The 23841-nt window shown below is 73.8% G+C and carries 20 protein-coding genes and 1 riboswitch; of the genes, 11 read left to right on the top strand and 9 right to left on the bottom strand.

Annotated features, from left to right (window positions below; genetic code table 11):
* Positions 1-72: 72 nt before the first annotated feature.
* Both ACZCLJ_RS10240 and ACZCLJ_RS10235 read left to right on the top strand, forming a co-directional pair.
* The gene (locus ACZCLJ_RS10240; protein ID WP_463103601.1) at positions 73-1269 is read left to right on the top strand and encodes an acyl-CoA dehydrogenase family protein; all 1197 of its coding nucleotides are present in this window, start codon (positions 73-75) and stop codon (positions 1267-1269) included.
* 73 nt (positions 1270-1342) lie between these two features.
* Complete coding sequence (locus tag ACZCLJ_RS10235; protein ID WP_463103600.1) at positions 1343-2569, top strand: acetyl-CoA C-acetyltransferase; 1227 nt, start codon at positions 1343-1345, stop codon at positions 2567-2569.
* A 4-nt stretch (positions 2570-2573) separates the two neighbouring features.
* On the opposite strand, the gene ACZCLJ_RS10230 is transcribed toward ACZCLJ_RS10235, so the two are convergent.
* A complete protein-coding gene (locus ACZCLJ_RS10230) occupies positions 2574-3488 on the bottom strand; it encodes an alpha/beta fold hydrolase (protein WP_463103599.1) in 915 nt (304 codons plus the stop codon).
* Positions 3489-3548: 60 nt separating this feature from the next.
* Between ACZCLJ_RS10230 and ACZCLJ_RS10225 the strand changes: the two genes are divergently transcribed.
* Positions 3549-4229 (top strand): TetR/AcrR family transcriptional regulator C-terminal domain-containing protein, encoded by a 681-nt coding sequence (locus ACZCLJ_RS10225; RefSeq protein WP_463103598.1) that lies wholly within the window; start codon positions 3549-3551, stop codon positions 4227-4229.
* Between the two features lie 102 nt (positions 4230-4331).
* Here ACZCLJ_RS10225 and ACZCLJ_RS10220 read toward each other — a convergent pair whose 3' ends face one another.
* The 3 genes from ACZCLJ_RS10220 to ACZCLJ_RS10210 are packed head-to-tail and all read right to left on the bottom strand — an operon-like array spanning position 4332 to position 6750.
* Positions 4332-4853, bottom strand: a complete 522-nt coding sequence (locus tag ACZCLJ_RS10220; RefSeq protein ID WP_463103597.1) for a MaoC family dehydratase — start codon at positions 4851-4853, stop codon at positions 4332-4334.
* Positions 4850-5635: a 3-oxoacyl-ACP reductase FabG gene (gene fabG, locus ACZCLJ_RS10215; protein ID WP_463103596.1), complete on the bottom strand. Its 786-nt coding sequence runs from the start codon at positions 5633-5635 to the stop codon at positions 4850-4852. Before fabG ends, ACZCLJ_RS10220 begins: the two co-directional genes overlap by 4 nt.
* Positions 5632-6750 carry an alcohol dehydrogenase catalytic domain-containing protein gene (locus ACZCLJ_RS10210; protein ID WP_463103595.1) on the bottom strand — a complete coding sequence of 373 codons (1119 nt, stop codon included), beginning with the start codon at positions 6748-6750 and terminating at the stop codon, positions 5632-5634. The genes fabG and ACZCLJ_RS10210 overlap by 4 nt, the downstream gene beginning before the upstream one ends.
* Before the next feature lie 219 nt (positions 6751-6969).
* Between ACZCLJ_RS10210 and purL the strand changes: the two genes are divergently transcribed.
* Both purL and ACZCLJ_RS10200 read left to right on the top strand, forming a co-directional pair.
* Positions 6970-9345 (top strand): phosphoribosylformylglycinamidine synthase subunit PurL, encoded by a 2376-nt coding sequence (gene purL / locus ACZCLJ_RS10205; RefSeq protein WP_463103594.1) that lies wholly within the window; start codon positions 6970-6972, stop codon positions 9343-9345.
* 351 nt (positions 9346-9696) lie between these two features.
* The gene (locus tag ACZCLJ_RS10200) at positions 9697-10668 is read left to right on the top strand and encodes an endonuclease/exonuclease/phosphatase family protein (RefSeq protein WP_463103593.1); all 972 of its coding nucleotides are present in this window, start codon (positions 9697-9699) and stop codon (positions 10666-10668) included.
* Between the two features lie 106 nt (positions 10669-10774).
* Here ACZCLJ_RS10200 and ACZCLJ_RS10195 read toward each other — a convergent pair whose 3' ends face one another.
* On the bottom strand, positions 10775-13459 hold the full coding sequence (locus ACZCLJ_RS10195; protein WP_463103592.1) for an MMPL family transporter: 2685 nt from the start codon (positions 13457-13459) through the stop codon (positions 10775-10777).
* 78 nt (positions 13460-13537) lie between these two features.
* A complete protein-coding gene (locus tag ACZCLJ_RS10190; RefSeq protein WP_463103591.1) occupies positions 13538-14200 on the bottom strand; it encodes a TetR/AcrR family transcriptional regulator in 663 nt (220 codons plus the stop codon).
* Between the two features lie 464 nt (positions 14201-14664).
* Here ACZCLJ_RS10190 and ACZCLJ_RS10185 point away from each other — a divergent pair, with 464 nt between their 5' ends.
* On the top strand, positions 14665-15819 hold the full coding sequence (locus ACZCLJ_RS10185; RefSeq protein WP_251152533.1) for an LLM class flavin-dependent oxidoreductase: 1155 nt from the start codon (positions 14665-14667) through the stop codon (positions 15817-15819).
* 82 nt (positions 15820-15901) lie between these two features.
* Here the strand turns inward: ACZCLJ_RS10185 and dps are convergent, their stop codons facing one another.
* Positions 15902-16387, bottom strand: a complete 486-nt coding sequence (gene dps, locus ACZCLJ_RS10180) for a DNA starvation/stationary phase protection protein Dps (protein ID WP_251152532.1) — start codon at positions 16385-16387, stop codon at positions 15902-15904.
* Positions 16388-16592: 205 nt separating this feature from the next.
* Here dps and ACZCLJ_RS10175 point away from each other — a divergent pair, with 205 nt between their 5' ends.
* Both ACZCLJ_RS10175 and ACZCLJ_RS10170 read left to right on the top strand, forming a co-directional pair.
* The gene (locus ACZCLJ_RS10175) at positions 16593-17615 is read left to right on the top strand and encodes an aldo/keto reductase (RefSeq protein ID WP_463103590.1); all 1023 of its coding nucleotides are present in this window, start codon (positions 16593-16595) and stop codon (positions 17613-17615) included.
* A gap of 127 nt (positions 17616-17742) precedes the next feature.
* The gene (locus tag ACZCLJ_RS10170) at positions 17743-18153 is read left to right on the top strand and encodes a hypothetical protein (RefSeq protein WP_463103589.1); all 411 of its coding nucleotides are present in this window, start codon (positions 17743-17745) and stop codon (positions 18151-18153) included.
* A gap of 8 nt (positions 18154-18161) precedes the next feature.
* Here the strand turns inward: ACZCLJ_RS10170 and ACZCLJ_RS10165 are convergent, their stop codons facing one another.
* Entirely contained in the window at positions 18162-18755 is a 594-nt protein-coding gene (locus ACZCLJ_RS10165; protein WP_463103588.1) for a flavin reductase family protein, read from the bottom strand.
* Positions 18752-19363, bottom strand: coding sequence for an NADPH-dependent FMN reductase (locus ACZCLJ_RS10160; RefSeq protein ID WP_463103587.1), 612 nt, complete (start codon positions 19361-19363; stop codon positions 18752-18754). Before ACZCLJ_RS10160 ends, ACZCLJ_RS10165 begins: the two co-directional genes overlap by 4 nt.
* 57 nt (positions 19364-19420) lie before the next feature.
* Positions 19421-19523, bottom strand: a riboswitch (SAM riboswitch).
* Positions 19524-19707: 184 nt separating this feature from the next.
* On the opposite strand from ACZCLJ_RS10160, the gene gdhA reads away from it, so the two are divergent.
* The 3 genes from gdhA to ACZCLJ_RS10145 all read left to right on the top strand — a co-directional run bounded on the left by gdhA (position 19708) and on the right by ACZCLJ_RS10145 (position 23802).
* On the top strand, positions 19708-21045 hold the full coding sequence (gene gdhA, locus ACZCLJ_RS10155) for an NADP-specific glutamate dehydrogenase (RefSeq protein ID WP_251152527.1): 1338 nt from the start codon (positions 19708-19710) through the stop codon (positions 21043-21045).
* Between the two features lie 87 nt (positions 21046-21132).
* Positions 21133-21936, top strand: coding sequence for a copper homeostasis protein CutC (locus ACZCLJ_RS10150; RefSeq protein ID WP_463103586.1), 804 nt, complete (start codon positions 21133-21135; stop codon positions 21934-21936).
* Between the two features lie 174 nt (positions 21937-22110).
* Positions 22111-23802, top strand: a complete 1692-nt coding sequence (locus ACZCLJ_RS10145; protein ID WP_463103585.1) for an ABC transporter substrate-binding protein — start codon at positions 22111-22113, stop codon at positions 23800-23802.
* The last annotated feature ends 39 nt before the right edge of the window (positions 23803-23841 follow it).

Genomic DNA, 23841 nt, shown 5'->3' with positions numbered 1-23841 from the left:
ATGCGTGCAACATTTTGGATTTTGATGCACACTGGCCGCGAGGAGATCACCGACGATCCACCGGAGGCACGCATGTCCACGACCACCGTGGCCCCGCCCACGACGCTCGCGAGCGACTTCTACGGGGTGCAGACCGAGCTCGCGCCCGACGAGCAGGAACGGGTCCTGCGCATCCGCGAGTTCCTCGAGCGCGAGGTACGCCCGATCGCGGACGACTGCTGGGACCGCGCCGAGTTCCCCCACCACCTGATCCCCGGGCTCGCCGACCTCGGTCTGTTCGGCGCGCACCTGCCCGAGACGGCGCGGTTCGAGAACGGGATGCTCTACCGCGGCTGGGTCGCGCTCGAGCTCGCGCGGATCGACCCGTCGATCGCGACGTTCGTGGGCGTCCAGACCGGCCTCACGATGACCGCGATCGCCGGCGGCGGGTCGCCCGAGCAGCGCGAGCGGTGGCTGCCCCCGATGGGCCGGGGCGAGCTGATGGGTGCGTTCGGGCTCACGGAGCCGTACTCCGGTTCCGACACCGCGCGCGGCCTGCGCACGACGGCCGAGCGCCACGGCGACACGTGGACCCTGCGTGGGGCGAAGCGCTGGATCGGCAACGCGACGTTCGCCGACGTGATCGTCGTCTGGGCGAAGGACGTCGCGGACGACCAGGTCAAGGGCTTCCTCGTCCGCACGGGCTCGCCCGGCCTGACCGTCACGAAGATCGAGCGCAAGCAGGCGCTGCGCACCGTGCAGAACGCCGACATCGAGCTCGACGGCGTCGAGGTCGCCGAGGAGGACCGGCTCCAGCGCGTCTCCTCGTTCCGCGACGTCGCCGCGGTCCTGCGACCCACGCGCGCGGAGGTCGCGTGGCAGGCGGTCGGGCTCGCCGTCGGCGCGTACGAGGCCGCGGTCGCCTACGTGGCGTCGCGCGAGCAGTTCGGGCGCCCCCTCGGGTCGTTCCAGCTCGTGCAGGACAAGCTCGCGGAGTCCCTCGCCGACATCACGGCGAGCATCGCGCTGTGCCGCCAGCTCTCGGTGCTCGCCGAGCAGGGGCGCCAGCGCGACGAGCACGCCGCGCTCGCCAAGTCCTTCGCGACGACGCGCATGCGGGCGACCGTCGCGCGCTGCCGCGAGGTCCTCGGCGGCAACGGGATCCAGCTCGACCACGGCGTCGCGCGCTACTTCGCCGACGCCGAGGCCGTCTACACCTACGAGGGCACGCGGGACATGAACACCCTCATCGTCGGGCGGGCCATCACCGGCATCCAGGCGTTCGTCTGAACCGTCCGGCACCACCGATCACCCGTCCCCGAGTCCCCGCCACCGAGTTCCCCACCACCGAAGGGAGGCCACCGTGCAGGAGGCCTACGTCGTCGCCGTCGCCCGCTCGCCCATCGGGCGCGCGTTCAAGGGGTCGTTGCGGGGGGTGCGCCCGGACGACCTCGCCGCCGACATGGTCCGGGCCGCGCTCGCCCAGGTACCCACGCTCGACCCCGGCCGGGTCGAGGACCTGCTGCTCGGGTGCGGGCAGCCCGGAGGTGAGCAGGGCATGAACATGGCCCGCGTCGTCGCCGTGCTGCTCGGGCTCGACGGCGTGCCCGGCACGACCGTCAACCGCTACTGCTCGTCGAGCCTGCAGACCACGCGCATGGCGTTCCACGCGATCCGCGCCGGCGAGGGCGACGTGTTCGTCTCCGCCGGGGTCGAGTCCGTGAGCAGCACCGCGCGCGGCACGGCCGACCACATCCCGGGGGAGGACCTCACCAACCCCCGGTTCGCGGCCGCCGTCGGGCGCACGGGACTCCGCTCGGAGGCCGGCGCCGAGTCGTGGATCGACCCGCGGCTCGCGGGCGACCTCCCCGACGTCTACGTCGCGATGGGCCAGACGGCGGAGAACGTCGCCCAGCTCACCGGCACGTCGCGCCGCGAGCAGGACGAGTACGCCGCACTGAGCCAGCAGCGCGCGCAGGCGGCGCTCGCGAGCGGGTTCTGGTCGCGCGACATCACACCCGTCACCCTCCCGGACGGCACGCGCGTGACGGCCGACGACGGCCCTCGCGCGGGCGTGACCGTCGAGTCGCTCGCGGGCCTGGACCCGGTGTTCCGCCCCGACGGGACCGTGACGGCGGGCAACTGCTGCCCGCTCAACGACGGGGCCGCGGCGGTCGTCGTGGTGAGCGGCCGCGTGGTCGACGAGCTCGGGCTCCAGCCGCTCGCCCGAATCGTCTCGACCGGGGTGAGCGGGCTGTCGCCCGAGATCATGGGCCTCGGCCCCGTCGAGGCCAGCCGCCAGGCGCTCGAGCGCGCCCGGCTGACGATCGACGACGTCGACCTGGTGGAGATCAACGAGGCGTTCGCGGCGCAGGTGCTGCCGAGCGCGAAGGAGCTGGGCGTCGACGTCGAGCGTCTCAACGTCCACGGCGGCGCGATCGCCGTCGGGCACCCGTTCGGCATGACGGGCGCGCGCATCACCTCCACGCTGGTCCACGGCCTCGCGGAGACCGGCGGACGGTACGGGCTGGAGACGATGTGCGTCGGCGGCGGGCAGGGCATGGCGATGGTGCTCGAGCGCGTGCCCTGACGAGTCAGGCGCTCGCCGCCCGGGTCCGGTCGGCGAGCGCCCGGACCTCCCGCGCGTACTCGGCCCACGACGCCGCGGGGAGATCGTGACCGACGCCGCGGAGGATCCGCACGCGCGCCCCGGGGATCGCGCCGGCGATCGCGCGCGCGGCGCTCGGCTTGACGAGGGGGTCCTCCTCGCCGTGGACGACGAGGGTCGGCGCGACGACGTCGGCGAGGCGCCCGCCGCTCCAGGGCGCGCCGATCTGACGGCTCTGGGCCTTCGCGTCGCGAGGTCCGCTGTCGGCCTCGCGCTGCGCCCAGGTGCGGACGGCGTCCTCGTCGGCCGGGTAGGTGGACGAGGCGATGAGCCGAGCCAGGGCGACCGAGGCGTCGATGTCGCCCTGTCGCCCTGCGGGGAACGTCGTCCGGGCGAGGCGGACCATCGTGCGCAGCCGCAGGTGCCGCCAGGTGGTGAGGCCGGAGGCGTCGGAGGGGACGGCGCCCCCGGAGACCAGCCCGAGCACCCGGTCCGGGTGCCGGATCGCGAGCCGCTGCGCGAGGAGGCCTCCCATCGAGTGCCCGGCGACGAACGCGCCAGGGATGGCGGCGGCGTCGAGCACGGCGACGGCGTCGTCCACCATGTCCTCCGCGGTGTAGGCCTCGCCCGTGCCGCGGGTGAGCGCCACGAACGGGTTCGTGGTCCGCACCTCCGGCATGCGCGTCGACTCGCCGGCGTCACGCTGGTCGTAGCGGAGCACCTGGAAGCCGACGTCGGCCAGGGCTGCGCACAGGCCGTCCGGCCACCAGAACCTCGACGTCCCGAGCCCCATGACGAGCACCAGCGGGTCGCCGGAGCTACCGACGAACGTGTCGTAGGCGATCCGCACCTGCCCGTTGTGCGCGTACCGGGTGGGTGTCCACTGCGCGTTGCCGACCATGCCGATCTCCCATAAACTGCGATTGTTGTTCGCAGTGAGGCTAGCAGGACGGAGGGTGTCGTGGCGCCGACTGTGTGGGACCGTCCGGAACGGGGCGCGCGGGGCCCGGCGCCCGCTCTGACCCGCGAAGGTCTCGGCCGTGCGGCAGGTGGCGTCGCGGACGCCGACGGGCTGGACGGCGTGACGATGCGGTCCGCGGCCACGGCGGCGGGAACGGCGCCGGCATCGCTGTACCGCTACGTCACGGGGCGGGCCGAGCTCGTCGACCTCATGGTCGACGAGGCGTTCGCCGACCTGGACCTCACGCTCGAGGGCGATGGCGTCGACGCTGTCGTGGAGCTCGCCCGACGGGTGCGGGCACTGCTGCTCCGCCGGTCGTGGCTCCTCGACGCGCTCGGGAGCAGGGTCGGGACGGGGCCGCGGTCGATGGCGTACGCCGAGCGTGCGCTCGCAGCGCTCGCGCGCGTCGAGGTGCCGGGTCCCACGAAGCTCGAGGCCTTCGCGATCGTCAACACCGTCGTCCGCTCTCTCGTCGACGCGGAGGTGCGGCGGGGTGCCGACGCAGAGCTCGCTGCTCGTCTCGTCGCCGTCGCCGGCGACGGCGAGCACCCGAGCATCGCGGCCGCGCTCGGCGCGGCGTCGCCCGTCACCCCGCCGGAGCCGCCGGACCTCGACGCGCGGTTCGACCGGCTGGTCTGGGGCGTGCTCGTCGGGGTCCTCGGCCGTGGCGCCCGAGGGTGACGACACGCGGAGGCTGACGGGAGGCCCGCCCCGCGCGCTGCGGGACGGGCCTCGTGGCGCTCACGGTTCGTGACCGCCCGCGCCGATGGGTGGCCCGGCCGGTCAGGCCGGGACGACGAGGACGACGGTGTCCGCGACGAGCGCGGGCTTGTCGGAGCCCTCTGCGCCCTCGACCTCGACGCTCACGCGGATGCGGACGCGGGCCCCGCGCGGGGAGTCGTCCACCCCCGTGACGGTCGACGTCGCACGCACGCGCGACCCGGCGCGGACCGGGGTGAGGAAGCGCACGGAGTCGAGGCCGTAGTTGACGTGCATCGCGACGCCGCCGACGTCCAGCAGGCCCGCGGTGAGGACCGGCAGGAGCGAGAGCGTGAGGTAGCCGTGCGCGACGGGCGCGCCGAACGGCCCGGCTGCGGCGCGCTCCGGGTCGACGTGGATCCACTGGTGGTCCTCCGTGACGTCCGCGAACGCGTCGATGCGCGCCTGGTCCACGACGACCCACCGCTCGGACGTGGCCGAGCGTCCGACGGCGGACGGCAGGTCGGCGACCGACGCCACCCGGATCACGGTGTCGGTCCGCGGGGTCGGCGGGGCCGGCGTCGGGCCGGTGGACGCGGTGCTCATGCGCGCGGACCTCCCGCCGCGTAGACGACCTGGCCCGAGACGAACCCGGCCTCCTCCGAGCACAGGAACGACGCGAGCGCCGCGATGTCCTCGGGCTGCCCGACCCGGCGTACCGGGATCTCCTGGGCGGCGAGCTCGCAGAACTCCTCGAACCCCATCCCGACGCGCGCGGCCGTCTCGCGGACCATGTCCGTGGCGACGAACCCGGGGGCGATCGCGTTCGCGGTCACGCCGAACGGGCCGAGCTCGATCGCGAGCGTCTTGGTGAACCCCTGCATCCCGGCCTTCGCGGCGGAGTAGTTCGCCTGCCCCCGGTTGCCGAGCGCGGACGTGCTGGACAGGTTCACGACCCGCCCCCAGCGCGCCTCGACCTGATGGCGCTGCACGGCCCGGGTCATGAGGAACGCGCCGCGCAGGTGGACGCCGAGGACGGCGTCCCAGTCGTCGTCGGACATTTTGAACAGCAGGTTGTCGCGCAGGATGCCGGCGTTGTTCACCAGGACGGTCGGAGCGCCGAGCTCGTCGACGACGCGCGCGACGGCGGTCTCGACGGCCGCCGCGTCGGCGACGTCCGCGCCGATCGCGACGGCACGGCCGCCGTCGTCCTCGATACCCTTCGCGGTCTCGGCGGCCTGCTCCTCGCGCAGGTCGACGACGGCGACGCGCAGGCCGTCGGCGGCGAGCCGCCGGGCGATCGCGGCGCCGATGCCGCGCGCGCCGCCGGTGACGATCGCGGTGCGGGGTGGTCGGCCGGTGCCCTGCTCGGTGGGGGTCTCGGTCATCGGGGTGTCCCTTCGTTCGGTCGGACGAGCTGGCGCAGCTCCGCGCCGGTCGCCAGGCGGTCCATCGCGGAGCAGAGGTCGTCGAGGGCCACGTGCGCGGACACGAGGCGCTCCAGCGGGAGCACGCCGTCGCGCCAGAGCTGCACGTAGCGGGGGATGTCGCGTGCGGGCACGGCCGAGCCGAGGTAGCTCCCGACGACGGTGCGCGCCTCGGCGGTGAGCGTCAGCGGGGAGACCGACGACCGGGCGTCGGGGCCGGGCAGGCCCACGGTCACGGTCGTGCCGCCGGGTGCGGTCGCGGCGAACGCGGTCTCGAACGCGCGGGCGCTGCCTGCGGCCTCGACGACCACGGGCGCCCGGACCGCGGCCTCGGCCAGCGACGCGGGCGTGTGCACGGCGGACGCGCCGAGCGCGAGGGCGGTCGCGAGCTTGTCCTCGACCGCGTCGACGCCGATCACCTCGTGGCCCAGCGCCCGGGCCACGAGCAGAGCGGCCATGCCGACGCCGCCCAGTCCGACGACGAGCACCGGCTCGCCCGGTCGCGGGCGCCCCGCGTTGAGCACGGCCCCGCCCCCGGTGAGCACCGCACAGCCGAGGAGGGCCGCGACGTCGGGCGGGACGTCGTCGTCCACGGGGACGACGGACGTGCGGCTCACGACGGCGTGGGTCGCGAACGCGGAGACGCCGAGGTGGTGGTGGACGGGTGCGCCGTCTCGGCGCAGGCGCCGCGCGCCGCCGACGAGCGTGCCCGCCGCGTTCGCAGTGCTGCCCGCGCGGCACGGCAGGCGGCCGTCGGTCGCGCACTCGGGGCACGCGCCGCAGCGCGGGAGGAACGTCATGACGACGCGGTCGCCGGCCCGGACGTCGTCGACGCCGTCGCCCGCCTCCTCGACGATCCCCGCCGCCTCGTGCCCGAGCAGCATCGGCACGGGCCGGGGACGGTTGCCGTCCACGACGGACAGGTCGGAGTGGCAGAGCCCTGCGGCCTCGATGCGCACGAGGAGCTCGCCCGGCCCGGGCGGGTCCAGCTCGAGGGTCGTGACGCGCAGCGGGCGCGAGGTGGCGTAGGGCGCCGCGGCACCCGTCCGTTCGAGCACGGCGCCGACGATCTCCATCGCTCGCAACCTCCTTGACGTCGTCGTCCAGAGTCCCGTACCGACCGCGCGGTATGTTAGCGACAGTACACGACGATCGCCGCCCGTGGAGCGACGGGTCTCGCGGCCGGTCCCGGGGTCCGGTCTCGCAAACTGGCCTCGCCGACGGCGCGGTGGCCCGCCGGTAGACTGGTCGCGCGCCGTCGTGCGCTCCCCGCCAGCGCCCACCCGAGGGAACCGATGACCGCCCCCGCATCCCAGGCTTCTGCACGCCCCGCTCTCGACACCGTCGAGCACGCCGCCGAGACCCCCGACGAGGTCCAGCCGTACGCCGAGCTCGGTCTCAAGCCCGACGAGTACCAGCGCATCCGAGACATCCTGGGGCGCCGCCCCACGGCCGCGGAGCTCGCGATGTACTCCGTCATGTGGTCCGAGCACTGCTCCTACAAGTCGTCCAAGGTGCACCTGTCGAAGTTCGGCCAGGCCACGACGGACGAGATGAAGAAGCACCTGCTCGTCGGTATCGGCGAGAACGCGGGTGTCGTCGACATCGGCGACGGCTGGGCCGTGACGTTCAAGGTCGAGTCGCACAACCACCCGTCGTTCGTCGAGCCCTACCAGGGCGCCGCGACGGGCGTCGGCGGCATCGTGCGCGACATCATCTCGATGGGCGCGCGCCCGGTCGCGGTCATGGACCAGCTCCGCTTCGGCGCGGTCGACCACCCCGACACGGCGCGCGTCGTGCACGGCGTGGTGAGCGGCGTCGGCGGCTACGGCAACTCGCTCGGGCTGCCGAACATCGGCGGCGAGCTCGTGTTCGACGGCTCCTACCAGGGCAACCCGCTCGTCAACGCGCTGTGCCTCGGCGTGCTGCGGCACGAGGACATCCACCTGGCGAACGCGTCCGGAACGGGCAACAAGGTCATCCTCTTCGGTGCGCGCACGGGTGGCGACGGCATCGGCGGCGCGTCGATCCTCGCGTCCGAGACGTTCGAGGACGGCGTCCCCGCGAAGCGCCCGAGCGTCCAGGTGGGCGACCCGTTCATGGAGAAGGTCCTCATCGAGTGCTGCCTCGAGCTGTACGCGGCGAAGGTCGTCGAGGGCATCCAGGACCTCGGCGCCGCGGGCATCTCGTGCGCGACGTCGGAGCTCGCCTCCAACGGCGACGGCGGCATGCACGTGTGGCTCGACGACGTCCTGCTGCGCGACCCGTCGCTCAACGCGGGCGAGATCCTCATGTCGGAGTCGCAGGAGCGCATGATGGCGGTCGTCGCGCCCGACAAGCTCGACGCGTTCCTCGCGATCACCGGCAAGTGGGACGTCGAGACCGCCGTCATCGGCGAGGTCAACGGCTCCGGCCGCTTGACGATCGACCACCACGGGCAGCGCATCGTGGACGTGGACCCGAAGACGGTCGCGCACGAGGGACCGGTGTACCACCGCCCGTACGCGCGCCCGTCGTGGCAGGACGGCCTCAACGCCGACACGGTCTCGGGTCCCGACGGCGCCGCTCGCCTCCCGCGGCCGGAGTCGGGCGACGAGCTCCGCGCCACCGCGCTGCGCCTGCTCACCTCCCCGAACCTCGCGTCGAAGGAGTGGGTGACGAACCAGTACGACCGGTTCGTCCAGGGCAACACCGCGCTCGCTCAGCCCGACGACTCGGGCGTGGTCCGCGTCGACGAGTCCACGGGCCTCGGCGTCGCGCTCGCGACCGACGCGAACGGCCGCTACGGCAAGCTCGACCCGCGCACGGGCGCGCAGCTCGCGCTCGCGGAGGCCTACCGCAACGTCGCGACGACGGGCGCCCGCCCGCTCGCGGTGACCGACTGCCTCAACTTCGGCTCGCCCGAGGACCCCGACTCGATGTGGCAGCTCGTCGAGGCGATCGAGGGCCTCGCGGACGCGTGCCGCGAGCTCGGCGTCCCCGTGACGGGCGGCAACGTCTCGCTCTACAACGGGACGGGCGAGCCTGGCCAGATCGACTCGTCGATCCACCCCACGCCCGTCGTGGGTGTCCTCGGCGTGCTGGACGACGTCGCGCACGCCACTCCGTCCGGCTGGCGCGAGGCGGGGGAGAGCATCTACCTGCTCGGCACGACGCGGGGCGAGCTCGACGGGTCGGCCTGGGCCGACGTCGAGCACGACCACCTCGGCGGAGTCCCGCCGCGCGTGGACCTCGCAGCCGAGAAGGCGCTCGCAGGCGTCCTCGTCAACGCGAGCCGCGACGACCTCGTCTCCGCGGCGCACGACCTCTCGGAGGGCGGGCTCGTCCAGGCGCTGCTCGAGGCGTCGCTGCGGTTCGGCGTCGGCGCGACGGTGTCGCTCGACGCCGTCGTCGAGCGCGACGGCGTCACGCCGTTCGAGGCGCTGTTCTCGGAGTCGACGGCGCGGGCGCTCGTGGCCGTTCCTCAGACGAACGGGGGCAGCGAGGAGGCTCAGCTGATCGACGCGTGCGTCGCGCGCGGCGTGCCGGTCGTGAAGATCGGCGAGACGGGCACCGAGCCGTCGGTCGCGTCCGACTCCGGTGAGGCGCTCGAGGTCGACGGCCTGTTCACGATCGCGCTGGCCGAGGCCGACGCCGCGTTCCGCGAGACCCTGCCGCGCATCTTCGGCTGACGACACCCTGCCGTCGGAGCACAGCCCCGGTCGCCGTACGCATGTCGGCGGCCGGGGCGTCGTCGTGCGTCCCCACGGATCGGCGGTCGACGCGTCGACTGCGCGGGTTTCGTGGAGGTCGGGGTCCGACGTCGTGCCGCCCGTCGCGTCCTGGCGCCCCGGGTGCCAGAGTCCCGTGCCATGACACGGCAGCGCACGCCGCGGGCGTCGGGAGCGGCCCGGCCGTCGAGCACCCCGCGGGCGCCGGGCACGGCACGCACCCCGCGGGCAGCGGGCCCGGCGCGCACCCCGCGCGCCGGGACGTCGCGGGGCGCCACCCGGCCGCGGACCTCGGCGACGAGCCGGGCGCGCGTGACGACGCGTCGCCGCCCCGGCGGCCCGGTGCTCGGAGCGGTGCTGGTCACCCTGACGGTCGTCGTGGCCGCCATGACGCTCGTGCGGCTGGTCCCGTTCGACGCCGCGACGCCGTTCGCGCAGCTCGTGGGCATGACGCCGTGGGTCGGGGCGCTCGCCGCCCTGCTCCTCGTCGTCGTGGTGGTCGCGCGGCGTCGACTGCTCACCGTGCTCGTCGCGGCGTGCGTCGTCGGGCACGCGATCTGGCTCGCGCCGTTCTTCGTCCCGGACCAGGCGGCGCCGCCCGCCGGGGCAGCGCCGCTGCGTGTGCTCGGCGTCAACGCGTGGTTCGGTCAGGCCGACGCGGCGCAGGTCGTCGACCTTGTGCGTGCCGAGGACGTGCAGGTCCTGGCGGTCGTCGAGCTGACGACGGACTTCCGCGACCGGCTCGTCGCCGCGGGGATCGAGGACGTGCTGCCGCACCACGTGGACGCGAAGGTCGGGACGGGGTCGCCGGGGAGCGGGCTGTGGAGCGCGCTGCCGCTCGACGACGTCGACACGACGGAGTTCTCGACGTTCGCCATGCCCGCGGCGACCGTCGAGGTCGACGGGCGCCCGGTGCGCGTCACGGCCGTGCACCCGGTGCCGCCGCTCCCCGAGATCACGCACCAGTGGAAGGCGGAGCTGTTGCGGCTCACCGCACGCGTCCAGGACGACCCGCTGCCGCAGGTGCTCGTCGGCGACTTCAACGCGACCTACGACCACGCGTCGTTCCGGAGCCTGCTCGGCGACCGGTTCCACGACGCGACGCGCAGCGTCGGTCAGGGGCTCAACCTGTCGTGGTCGGCGCGGCTCGGCACGCCCGCGCTGCTCGACCTCGACCACGTGGTGACGGACCGGGAGAACGCCGTGACCGACGTCCGCTCCGTGCAGATCGCCGACGCCGACCACCGCGCGATCCTCGCGACGGTCCACGTCGCTCGATCCTGACTCTCCCGCGAGCCTGACCCTCCGGTGACGTGCCGAACCCCGGGTCGTGCGCCGATCAGCACGACGATCGACGCACGACCCGGGGTTCGGCGAGCACCGGCGGGCCTCAGCCCTTCGCGGGCTCCCGCTCGGTCGCGCCGCCGGAGGTCTGCGCGGGCTCGGCCGGAGCCGACCCGTGCTCGTGCGGGTGCCGGCGCTCGAGGGCGGCGCCCTCGACGTCCACGTCCGGCAGGATCCTGTCGAGCCAGCGCGGCAGCCACCACGCCTTGTCGCCCGCGAGGTGCATGAGTGCCGGGACGAGGAGCATGCGGACCACGAACGCGTCGACGAGCACGCCGAACGCGAGAGCGAACCCGATGGGCCGGATCATCGCGCTGTGCGAGAACACGAACCCGCCGAACACGGAGATCATGATGATCGCGGCAGCCGTGACGACGGCGCGGCCGGCGCGTACCCCCTGCACGACGGCGATCCGCGCCGGAGCCCCGTGGGCGTACGCCTCGCGCATCCCCGAGCCGAGGAACAGCTGGTAGTCCATCGCGAGGCCGAACAGGATCCCGACGAGCAGCGTGGGCAGGAAGTTGAGCACCGGGCCCGGCGTCTCGACCCCGAACACCCCCGCCAGCCAGCCCCACTGGTAGATCGCGACGACCCCGCCGAGCGCGGCGAAGTAGGACAGGATGAACCCCAGCGTCGCGACGACCGGCACGAAGATCGACCGGAACACGAGGATCAGGATGATCAGCGACAGCCCCACGACGACCCCGAGGTAGATCGGCAGCGCCTGCGCGAGCTTGTCGGAGATGTCGATGTTGCCGCTCGCGGAACCGGCGACGCCGATCGTCACGTCGCCGTCCAGCAGCTCGAGGTCGCGGAGGCTGTGCACGAGCTCCTCGGTGGACTCGCTCGTCGGACCCTCGGCGGGCACGACCTGGAACGCGGCGACGGTGCGGTCCTCCGACGTGCCGATCGGCGCCACGGCCACGACGTCGTCCTGCGCGAAGAGCTCCTCCGCGATGCGGACCTGGTACTCGAGCGCCTCGTCCTCCGTGGGCTCGCCCGGGAGGTCGGCGACGACGAGGAGCGGCCCGTTCGTGCCCTCCCCGAACTGCTCGGCGACGGTCGAGTAGGCGCGGTACTGCGTGGAGTCGTGCGCCTCGGACGAGCCGTCCGGCAGGTTGGTCCGCAGGTCCAGCGCGGGCAGGGCGATCACGGCGACGGCGGCGATGCTGAGCAGCACCGTCGCGAGGGCGCGCGGTGTCGACATGGGTCGCACGGGCTTCGCGGGTGCGCCACCCGGCGCCGCCGCGCCCGCGTCCGCCCCGGTCGTGCCCGACGCCGTAGCCGCCGACGCGCCCGTCGCACCGCCGGCGGAGGTCGCCCCGGCGAGCCGCGCCCGCTCGCGCTTGCTGAGGATGCGCATCCCGATCATGCCCAGCAGCGCCGGGGTCAGCGTGACGGCGATGAGGACCGCGATCGCGACGCACAGCGCGCCGACCGTGCCCATGAGCCCGAGGAACGGGATGCCGGTGACGTTGAGCGCGAGCAGCGCGATGAGGACCGTGGCGCCCGCGAACACGACCGCGTTGCCGGAGGTGCCGTTCGCGAGACCGATCGACTCGTGCACCTCGTCGCCCTGCTTGAGCTGCCGCCGGTGCCTGTTGATGATGAACAGCGAGTAGTCGATCCCGACGGCGAGCCCGAGCATGAGCCCGAGCACCGGGGTGACGGACGACATGTCGACGACGCCGGACAGCGACATCGCGGTGAGCGCGCCGATGCCGACGCCGATCAGCGCCGTGAGGAGCGGCAGCCCCGCGCCGACCAGCGTGCCCAGCATGATCACGAGCACGACGGCCGCGACGACGAGGCCGATCGCCTCGCCGACCCCGAACACCTGGGGGACGCCCTGGGTGATGTCGGCGGAGAAGTCCGTCTGCACCCCGTCGACCGGGTCGTCGGCGAAGACGGCGACGAGGTCGTCCTTCGTCTGCTGCTCGATGCTCATGTTCGGCTCGGTGAACGACACGCTCGCGACCGCGGCGCTGCCGTCCTCGGAGACCATGCGGATGTCCGACGCCATCTCGAGCAGCGGCGCCGAGAGCTCGAGCTGAGCGGCCTGGTCCTCGAGCTCGGTGCTCTGGTCCTCCAGCGCGGCCTGCTGCTCCGTGATCGTCGCCGCCTGCGCGTCGAGCTCGGCCCGCCCGGCGTCGAGCTGCGCCTGCTGCGCGTCGAGCTGCGGTGCGGCCTGGTCGGCGATGCCCGCGGCCTCCGCCTGGGCGCGGGCCTCGTCGAGCTGGGCCTGTCCGGCGTCGAGCTGGGAACGTGCCGCGTCGAGCTGCGCCTGGCCGTCCTCGAGCTGCGTGCGCCCGGCCTCGATCTGCTCGCGGCCGTCGGCGATCTGCGTGCGGCCGTCCTCGACCTGGGCGGCCTGGTCGGCGAGCTCGGTCTGGGTCGCGAACGGGTCGATCACGGTCTCGACGCCGTCGACGTCGCCCGCCGTCGTGATCAGCTCGCCGATCGCGGCCTCCTGCTCGGCGGTGAACGCCGAGCCGTCCTCCGTCTGGAACACGATGGTGCCGCTGCCGCCCGAGGCCTCCGGGAGCTCGGACTGCAGGCGCTCGGTGACCTCCGCCGTCGGTGTGCCGGGGATCGAGAAGCTGGTCGCGAGGGTGCCGCCGAACGCGGCGAACGCCGCGCCCGCGAGGACGAGGATCGCGAGCCAGGCCGCGAGGACGGTCCGTGCCCGGCGCGCGCACGCGCGCCCGAGCCGGTAGAGGAGTTCAGCCATGAGGGTCCTTCGTGAGGGAGCGGTCAGGACGGTGCGGGGGTGGTCCGGGTGGTCGGTGCGGCTGTCGTGCCGGGTGCGTCAGGAGGTGCGGTCCGACGGCGCGGCGTGCCCGTGCCGCGCGCGTTCCACGAGGTGGTCGAGCAGCCCGCTCCAGACCTCCCGGGACGCGGCGTCGTCCGCGGCGCCCGTGGCCTCCCACCAGTGGCGGTGGACGACCATGAGGCCGCTCATGAACGACGCGACGAGGAGCTGGACGTCGAGCAGGTCGGCCTCGGGGTGCCGTCGCGAGAGGCCCACGACGAGCCGCTCGCTGAGGTCGGTGAACGTCCGCGCGACCATCGCCGTGACGCGGGGCGACGGCTCGGCGCAGCCCTCGCTGCCGAGCACGCGCGTCAGGTAGGCCATCGGCGCGACGAGGTCGGTCGCGCGCAGGAGCTCGGCGAGCTCGTCGAAGAGCGAGCCGTCGCGCTCGTCGTCCCGGGGCGCGGCGGCGCTCGCGCCGAAGTCGGCGGCGACCTCGCCCAGCACGCGCGCACCGACCTCTGCCACGACGTCGTCCACGGACGAGAAGTGGTTGAAGACCGTGCGGCGGGCGACGTCGGCGCGTGCGGCGAGCTCGTCGACGGTGAACGGGGCGCCGTTCCGCTCGTCGAGGAGCGCCGCGGCGGCGTCGACGATGGCGCGCCGGTGGCGCTGCCGCAGGGCGGCGCGCCGGTCAGCGGGCGGGGGCTCGGGGATCACGTCACGACACTAGGTGCATCGTTGCACTGAGTGCAAACTCAGGCCCTACGAGGCCAATGTTGACAACATTGGTCCAGTATGTGGGAAGCCGCCCGGATCGCGTTGACACCCCCCGGGAGCCCTCGTAGGTTCCCCGCACCGAGACATCACGGTCCCGGTGACGACATGGTCGTGAGGCCGACACCGGAGGGGGGCGATGATGGGCCACCTCCCGTCGCGCGGTGCGGCGTGCCGCACCGCGACCTGCCTCCTGATCGCCGCCTGCCGGGACGAGCGTTCCCGGACCTGTGGCCGGCACCTCTGTCGTCGCTAGCCGACCGCCGACCGCCTGCATCGCCGACGCCCGCGACGCCCGTCGCCGGCCGCGTCCTGGACCTCGCCACCGTGTACCGCGTCCGGCAGCGCTCGGGCCTGCTCCTCGCCGGGGCGCCTGTGCGTCCGCGTGCCTCGAGAACGGATGACCCATGCCCGGCACGACCACCCCTCCCTACCGCGTCCACCTCGGCGTCGACCTCACCGACGCGGGTGCGCATCCCGCCGCGTGGAGCACGGCGGGCGCCCGGACGCAGCGGCTCTTCGACGCCAGGCGTCTCGTCGAGCTCGTCGCGACCGCCGAGCGCGGGCTGCTCGACCTCGTGACGCTCGACGACGCGTTCTCGCCCCAGCACGGTCGCGGCGCTCGCGGGCGGCTCGACGCGGCGCTCGTCGCATCGCGCCTCGCGCCACGGAGCGTGGGCATCGGCCTCGTCCCGACCGTCAGCACGACGCACGCCGAGCCGTTCCACGTCTCCCGAGCCCTCGCGACGATCGACCACGTGAGCAACGGCCGGGCCGGTTGGCAGGTCGGGTGGTCGACGACGCCCGCGGACGCCGCCGCGTCCGGACGGAGGGGTCCGCAGCGCGCAGCCGACGGCGTCGCCGAGGCGGCCGAGGTCGTCGGGGCCGTCGCGTGCCTCTGGGAGGGCTGGGAGGACGGGGCCACCCGGACCCGGGACGTCGCGAGCGGCCGCTCCCGCGACCGGGAGGCGGTCCACCGCGTCGACCGCGACGGCATCCGTTTCGTGGTCGACGAGGCGCCGACCGTGCCGCGCCCGCCGCAGGGCCGGCCGCCCGTCGTCGTCCGCGTGACGTCGCCCGAGTCTGAGGATCTCGCGGTACGCCGCGCAGACGTCGTCCGCGTGCGCACGTCGAGCCGCGACGAGGCCGTCGCGCTGCGGGAGCGGCTGCGGTCCGCGGCGGCCGACGTCGGTCGGCGCCCCGACGACCTGCGCGTCCTGGTCGACGCCTATGTGGTCGTCGGCCAGGACCGCGCGAGCGCGCAGGCGCGCCTCGACCTCATCGAGGACCTCGAGGGCGTGAGCTGGGACACGGGGTCCTTGACGCACGTCGGCACCGCGCGCGATCTCGCAGCCACCGTCGAGGACTGGACCGTCGCGGGAGCCGCGGACGGCTTCCTCCTCCGGCCGTCGTCGCTGTCCACGGACCTCGACGCGGTCGTGCAGCGTGTGGTCCCTCTCCTGCAGCGCGCGGGGCTGTTCCGCACCGAGTACCCCGGCACCACGTTGCGGGAGACGCTCGGGCTGGCCGGTCCCGCGCACCGCTCCGCCGCCATCGCCTGACCTCGACGGGTGCGAGCACCGGGCGGGACCGCGAGCTCGCTCGGGTCCCAGGGCGTGAGATCTGCGTCGGGGACGTGGAGCGTCAGACCTCGTGGTTCTCCGACGAGAGGAACCAGGCCTGCTTCTCGAGGTCGGCGAGGATCTCGTGCAAGAGGTCGGCGCTCGTGGGGTCCTCGGCGTCGACGGCGTCGTGCACCTCGCGCACGACCGCGACGGTCTGCGCGACGCGCTCGACGACCGTGGTCACCGTGTCGCCGACGGACAGCAGGTCCGCGGGGTAGGGGGAGAGGTCGGTCGTCGTCGCGACGGTCTCCGTGCGTCCGTCCGGGACGGCCTGGAGCGCGCGCAGGCGCTCGGCGACGGTGTCGCTGTGCTCCCGGGCGGCGTCGACGAGCTCGTCGAGCTGGAGGTGCAGGTCGCGGAAGCCGCGGCCCGTCACGTTCCAGTGCGCCTGCTTGCCCTGGAGGTGGAGGTCGACGAGATCCACGAGCACGCGCTGGAGGTGGGCGCGCAGCGTCTCGGACGCCTGGAAGCGGGCGGTGCCGCGGGTGATGGTCGGCGTGGTCATGGTGCTCCTCGCTCTCTCGGTGCCGCCCGTCGTGCAGGTCGGCACCTCGTCGATCTTTTCTGGAACGATTCCAGTTTAGGACCCACGGGGCGGTCCCGCCAGCAAGGACAGCCGTACCTGACCGCGTCCCGTTCACGTCCTCCCGACAGGTGAGAGCCTCGCCCGGACGCTTGCGCCGGGCGATGCCGGGTGGTCCGCTGTCGTCATGACCGACGACCACGCACCAGCACCCTCCGTCCTCGCTTCCCGCACCCTCGGCAGCGGCCACGCCGCGCTCACCGTCTCGGCGCTCGGCTTCGGCGGCATGTCCGTGACCGACGCGTACGGACCGGCCGACGCGGTCGAGGCGGAGGCCGTCCTGCGCCGCGCCCTCGAGCTCGGGGTGACGCTCGTCGACACGGCGGACGTCTACGGGCACGGCCGCAACGAGGAGCTGATCGGCCGGGTCCTCGGCGCCCACCGGGACGAGATCGTCCTCGCGTCCAAGTTCGGCCTGCCGCCTGCGGGCGGGCACCCCGACGGCCGTCGCGTCGACGGCAGGCCCGAGTACGTGCGGGCCGCGATCGACCGCAGCCTCTCGCGGCTCGGGACCGACCGTCTCGACCTGTACTACCTGCACCGCATCGACCCGCAGGTGCCGATCGAGGAGACGGTCGGGGCGCTCGCCGAGCTCGTCGAGGCGGGCAAGGTCCGGGCGATCGGCCTCTCGGAGCCGTCCGCGGCCACCGTGCGCCGCGCCCACGCGGTGCATCCCGTCACCGCCGTCCAGAGCGAGTACTCCCTGTGGACGCGGGACCCGGAGGACGAGGTGCTCCCGACGCTGCGCGAGCTCGGCATCGGGTTCGTGCCCTTCTCCCCGCTCGGCCGCGGCATCCTCACGGGCACGGTCGACGCGCCGGACGCCTTCGCCGAGGACGACGTGCGCCGCGCGCACGCGCGCTACGCGGGCGAGGCGTTCGAGCACAACCGTGGCCTCGTGCGCACGCTCGAGGGCCTCGCGGCCGAGCGTGGCGTCACGACGGCGCAGCTCGCCCTGGCGTGGCTCCTCGCGCAGGGCGACGACATCGTCCCGATCCCCGGGACGAAGCGGCTCGCCTACCTGGAGCAGAACGTCGCGGCGGCGTCCGTCGGGCTCACGGCCGACGACGTCGCGGCGATCGGCGCCAGCATCCCGCGCGGCGACGTGCAGGGCGTCCGGCACCCGCAGGCCGACCTGCTCGCCGGCTGACCGCGGGCTGGCCGACGCAGGACGGCCGCCTACGCATGGCTCCCGCGGGCGACCTCGCCGTAGACTGAGGACGTCCCTACGAGGTCCCGCGGGGAGCCCGCGGGACGGGCTCACGAGGTCCGCTCCGATGACGTGGCAGGTCATGCTCTGGTGCGCGACGGCGTGCACGCTCGCCGCCGTGTGCTGGGTGCTGCTCCGCGCGCTCCGCCCCCGTCCGCTCCCGGTCCGCCCACGGCCACCCCGGCGTCATGGTCGGCGTGGGGTCGCCGCGCCCGACCCCCTCGTGACCCTGGGCCTCCAGGTCCGGCTCAGCGAGCTGGCGGCTGAGCTGCGCCGCATCGAGGCGGACCCCGAGGTCTACGCCCGCGCGCACCACTACCTGGCCGTGCAGGGCGCGTACGACGCGCTCCTGCGCGAGGCGTGCCGGCTCACCGGCCTTCCCGTCGAGGACATGCCTCTGCAGGTCGGCTTCCGCGCGGGGGACGAGGAGCGGTTCCGCGAGGAGCTCGAGCTCAGCGCGCGCGGCTGGAGCTGGTGACCACCCGGTCACAGCACCGAGTGGTCGCCGATCCGGTGGTAGGTGCGGTCGTGGTAGACGAGCGGTGACGGCGCACCGCTCTCTCCGGGTCGCCGGTCGCCGCCGCCGGGCCCCGCGCTCGACGCGAGCGCGCGCAGCGAGACGAGGTAGGAGTCGCCCACGGGCGTGCGCTGGACGACGCGACCGCGGACCCACGACAGCGCACCGTCGATGACGGGCTCGCCCGACTCGAGGCGGGACCAGCCGCCGTCGGCGAACCGGTCGATCCCGCTCGTCGCGAACCGCGCGGACACGTCGTCCTGATGGTGGGCGAGGAAGCTCACCGTGAGCGTGCGCGCCGCGGAGATCGCGGGCCACGACGAGGACGTCGAGGCGAGCGAGAACGCGAGCAGCGGGGGTGCGGCGGACACGGAGATGACCGACGTCGCGGTGAAGCCGACGGGGCGCCCGTCGTGCTCGAGCGCGATCACGGCGACACCCGCGGGGTGGCCGCGGAACACGGACTTGTACTCGTCGGGCGTGACCTGCGGCTCGTCCTGCTCGGCCAGGAGCGCCTCCAGGTGGGACAGGTCGGCGTCGCGGGCCTCCGGCTCGGCGGTCATCGGGCCACCCCCGCGAACGCGTCGACGACCGCAGGCTCACGGTCGGGCCCGTCCGACGGGAGGTGGAGCGGCGTCACGGCGCGACGCAGCGCGTCGCCCTCGCGGCCGATCCAGGCCTCGACCACCGGTTCGAGGTCCGCGAGCTGCGGCTCGGTCACGGTGAACGAGCGGGTCGGGACGACGGCGCCGAGCTCGACGAGCACGGGGCGCAGGTGCACCTCGCCGACGAGCGCGTGCGCCGGGTTCCCCGACACGACGAGCGGGACCGCGACGACCCCCGCGAGACCGTCCGGTCCGTAGAGGTCGAGGAACGCCTTGAGCAGGCCGGTGTAGGACGCCTTGTAGACGGGCGTCGCCACGACGGCGACCGTCGCGGCGGCGAGCCGCTCGCGCGCGGCGTCGGCCGCGGGGTGCTCGGGGGCGAGCAGCTCGCCCCCGAGCGTCGCGAGGTCGATCGTCGTGACGTGGGGAGGCACCTCAGGGGCCAGGTGGGCCGCGACCCGGCGGGCGAGCGCCTCGGCCGCGGAGAGCGTCCGGGAGCCCGCGCGCGGGTTGCCGGACACGACCACCACAGTGGCCGGGTCCGAGGGGGAGAGATGGTTCGGCATGGGTGTCTTCCTCGCAGTTCTCGTCGATCACGCTTGCCGTGGGCGGGTCCTGCCGGCGTGCGGCGGGTGCCCGTGCGGCCTGGTCATCTCCCGGAGCACCCCGCCGTGACGTGGGGGTTGCCGACCAGCGAGCCGGGGCTTGGCGCTGGTGCTCTTGACCTGGTGACGGGTATAGCAACCCGGCGACGAAAAGTGCACCGGATCAGTCGGGTTTCTCAGTCGGTGGACGGACGTGACGTGGGGAACGCAGGTGAGCGGCGTTTCGCGGAGCGGACGAGGGGCGGAGTTCAACTGGTACAGGCGTACCGTCGAGGGTTCCGTCACCCGTCCGACGAGGAGCACCCATGGACAGCCGACTGCAGTCCGTCTTCGACGACGTCCTGCGCCGCAACCCCGGCGAGGCCGAGTTCCACCAGGCCGTGCGCGAGGTCTTCGACTCGCTGGGACCCGTGCTGCACAAGCACCCGCGCTACGTCGAGGCCGCGGTGCTCGAGCGAGTCTGCGAGCCGGAGCGGCAGATCATCTTCCGCGTGCCGTGGGTCGACGACGCGGGGCGCGTGCAGATCAACCGCGGCTTCCGGGTCGAGTTCAACTCCGCGCTCGGCCCGTACAAGGGCGGGCTGCGCTTCCACCCCTCGGTGTACCTCGGCATCGTGAAGTTCCTCGGGTTCGAGCAGGTCTTCAAGAACTCGCTCACCGGGATGCCCATCGGCGGCGGGAAGGGCGGGTCCGACTTCGACCCGCGCGGCCGCTCCGAGGGCGAGGTCATGCGGTTCTGCCAGTCCTTCATGACGGAGCTCTACCGGCACATCGGCGAGAACACCGACGTCCCCGCGGGCGACACCGGCGTCGGCGGCCGGGAGATCGGCTACCTCTTCGGCCAGTACAAGCGGATCACCAACCGGTATGAGTCCGGCGTGCTCACGGGCAAGGGCATCAGCTGGGGCGGGTCGCTCGTGCGCACCGAGGCGACCGGCTACGGCACGGTCCTGTTCGCCGAGCGCATGCTCGCCACGACCGGGCGCGACCTGGACGGGCGCCGTGTCACGGTGTCCGGCTCGGGGAACGTCGCGACCTATGCGATCGAGAAGGCGCAGCAGCTCGGGGGCCACGTCGTCGCATTCTCGGACTCCTCCGGCTACGTCGTGGACGAGCTCGGCGTCGACCTCGCGCTGCTCCGGCACGTGAAGGAGGTGGAGCGGGGGCGCGTCGCGGACTACGTCGCCCGCCGGCCGGGTGCCCACCTGGTCACGGACGGCTCGATCTGGGACGTCCCGACGGACGTCGCCCTGCCGTGCGCCACGCAGAACGAGCTCGACGAGCGGGCCGCGAAGCAGCTCGTCGCGCACGGCGTCGTCGCCGTCGCCGAGGGCGCCAACATGCCGACGACGCCCCAGGCCGTCGCGCTCCTGCAGGACGCGGGCGTGCTGTTCGCGCCCGGCAAGGCCGCGAACGCGGGCGGGGTCGCGACGTCGGCGCTCGAGATGCAGCAGAACGCGTCCCGCGACGCGTGGTCCTTCGAGCACACCGAGGAGCGTCTCGCCCAGACGATGGCGGGGATCCACGACCGCTGCGTCGAGACGGCCGACGAGTACGGCGCACCGGGGAACTACGTGCTCGGCGCCAACGTCGCCGGGTTCACCAAGGTCGCCGACGCCATGATCGCGCTCGGGGTCATCTGACGCGTCGTCTACCCTGGCGGGCGGCCGGACGTCGGGTGCGCGCACGGGGCGCGCGCCGACCGGTCGCACGCCGACGGGAGCGCACGGATGACGACCAGCGGGTACGAAGGCGCCACCACGCAGGGTGGGCGCGACGTCGCGCTCGAGCTCGCGGTCCAGGACCCGCAGGGGGTGCGCGTCGCGGCCTCGGTCGGCGCGCGCCGGGTCGAGCTGTGCGTCGGTCTCGGCGCCACGGGCGGTCTCACGCCGAGCGTGGGCCTGCTCGCCGCGGCGCTGGACGCGTCGCGCGGCGCCGCGGGCGTACCCGGGCCCGAGGTCCACGTCCTCGTACGGCCCCGGCCGGGCGGGTTCGTCTACTCGGCCGACGAGGTCGACCTGCAGGTGCGGGACGTCCGGGCGGCCGTCGAGGCAGGGGCGAGCGGCGTCGTCGTCGGAGCGCTCACCCCGGACGGCGTCGTGGACGCGCACGCGCTGCGCGCTCTCGTCGCGGCCGCGGGCGGCGCGGAGGTCACGTTCCACCGCGCGTTCGACGTCGTCGCGGACCAGCTGCTCGCGCTCGACGTCCTCGCCGGCCTCGGGGTGCGCCGCGTGCTGACCTCCGGCGGTGCGCCGCGGAGCATCGACGGGGCGCGCCGGCTGGGCGAGCTCGCCGCCCGCGCGCGGGGGCCGCTCGGCGGGGCCGTCCAGGTCATGGGGGGCGGGGGAGTACGCGTCGAGGACGTCGCGGCCCTCGTCGGTGTCGGTGTCGACGCCGTCCACCTCTCGGCGAAGGGGGTCGTCGCCGACGACGCGGGCCCGGGGGGTGGCGGCGACGCCGGCTACGAGGTCACGGACCCCGCCGTCGCGGCGGCCGCCCGCGCAGCGCTCGACACGGCGACCCGCACGGGCTGAGCGAGGGCCGCCGTCGGGCGGGATCGCGCCGTCCGTTGCCGACGTGTATCAGTTAGGTAACTTTCCTGTCGTATTGCCGTGAGGGCAGCATCGAATTAGTTAGTGTTCCTGCACACGCCTCCGGGCGCACGACGAACGACGCGACGGCGCGTCGTCCATGCGAAAGGACCGATGATGATTCGAAGCACGGCGCGCAAGCGTCTGCTCACGGCGGTTGCGCTCGTGACCGGCGTGACCCTCCTGGCGACGGGTTGCTCGAGCAGCGGGGACGACCAGGGCGAGGACGGCGCGACGGCAGGCCGGGTGCTCAACGTGTGGGCCGGCTCCCAGACCCCGATCGTCGCCAACTTCAACCCCTTCGCGCCGACGGTGCTGCACGGCGCGCTCGGCCCGGTCTACGAGACGCTCTTCGTCTACAACAAGGCCCAGGCGGCCGAGCCGACGCCGATGCTCGGTGAGTCGTTCGAGTGGAACGAGGACGGCACGCAGCTCACGGTGACGATCCGTCAGGGCGTGACCTGGAACGACGGGGAGGACTTCACCGTCGACGACGTCGTCTTCTCGTTCACCAACGAGGCGTCGAAGCCCGCCTACGTCACGTCGGCCGAGGCGACCGACGAGTCGACGGTCGTCCTCACGTTCGACGGCCCGCAGTACACCAACGAGTTCGCGCTCCTGGGCGCCTCGTGGATGATCCCCGAGCACGTCTGGTCGGAGAAGTCGGCCGAGGAGATGACGACCTTCACCAACGAGGAGCCCGTCGGCACCGGTCCGTACACCGTCAAGACGACCTCGGACGCCGCCTACACGCTCGTCGCGAACGAGGACTACTGGCAGGACGGCAAGCCCGCCGTCAAGGAGGTCCGCTACCTCGGCATCGACGCGAACCAGTCCGCCGAGGACCTGCTCAAGGCGGGCGACCTCGACTGGGCGGGCATGTTCGTCCCGGACCCCGAGGCCGTCGCCTCGTCCGGCGGCCCCACCGGCTACATCAACACGCCGCAGGACCCGACGGTGCTCTACACGTGCGCCAACGCCGACCTCGGCTGCACCGGCCCGCAGACGGACGTCGCGGTGCGCCAGGCGCTCGACCTCGCCCTCGACCGCGGCACGATCACGGACAAGGCGTTCGTCGGCCTCGCCGGGACGGTCTCCCCGACGTTCGCCCTCCTCGGCCGCGACGACGAGTGGATCTCGCCGGACGTGGAGAAGGAGAGCCCGCAGACGGCGGACGTCGATGCGGCCGGGCAGATCCTCGAGGACGCCGGCTACGCCAAGGGCGACGACGGCATCTACGCCAAGGACGGCCAGAAGGTCGAGCTGACGCTGACCTCGGTCGACGGCTGGACCGACTACAACGACGCCGCCAAGCTCATCGAGGAGCAGGCCAGGGCCGCGGGCATCGCCGTCACGGCGAGCACGGTGAGCTGGCAGGAGTTCTCGGACTCGCGCCAGTCCGGCAGCTACCAGCTCATCATGGGCGGCGTCATCGGCACCTCGGTCGCCGACCCGTTCCAGATCTACCGCGACTGGTTCTCGGGCGACTACACGCAGGCCGTCGGCACGCAGCTCGAGCCGGGCGAGTGGAACTTCTCGCGCTACGCCAACCCCGTCGTCGACGAGGCCGTGAAGGCGGCCGCCGCGACGAACGACGAGGCCGCGAAGCAGGAGGCCTACGCCACGATCCAGGCGGAGATCACGCGCGACCTGCCGTACATCCCGCTCGTCATCAACGCGACGCAGACCTTCTTCAACGACACGGACTACACGGGCTGGCCCACGGAGGACGACCTCTACGCCTTCCCGCCGTCGTGGGGCTCGGTCTCCGCGGGCTACGTCCTCGGCAACCTGAAGCCCGCCGAGTGACGCTCCGCTGAACCGCACCGAGGAGGAGCCGTGATGAGC

The sequence above is a fragment of the Cellulosimicrobium sp. So1_17 genome (assembly GCF_055181235.1).
The sequence above is the reverse complement of the archived record's forward strand: the minus strand, read 5'-3'. Positions and strand labels throughout refer to the sequence as shown.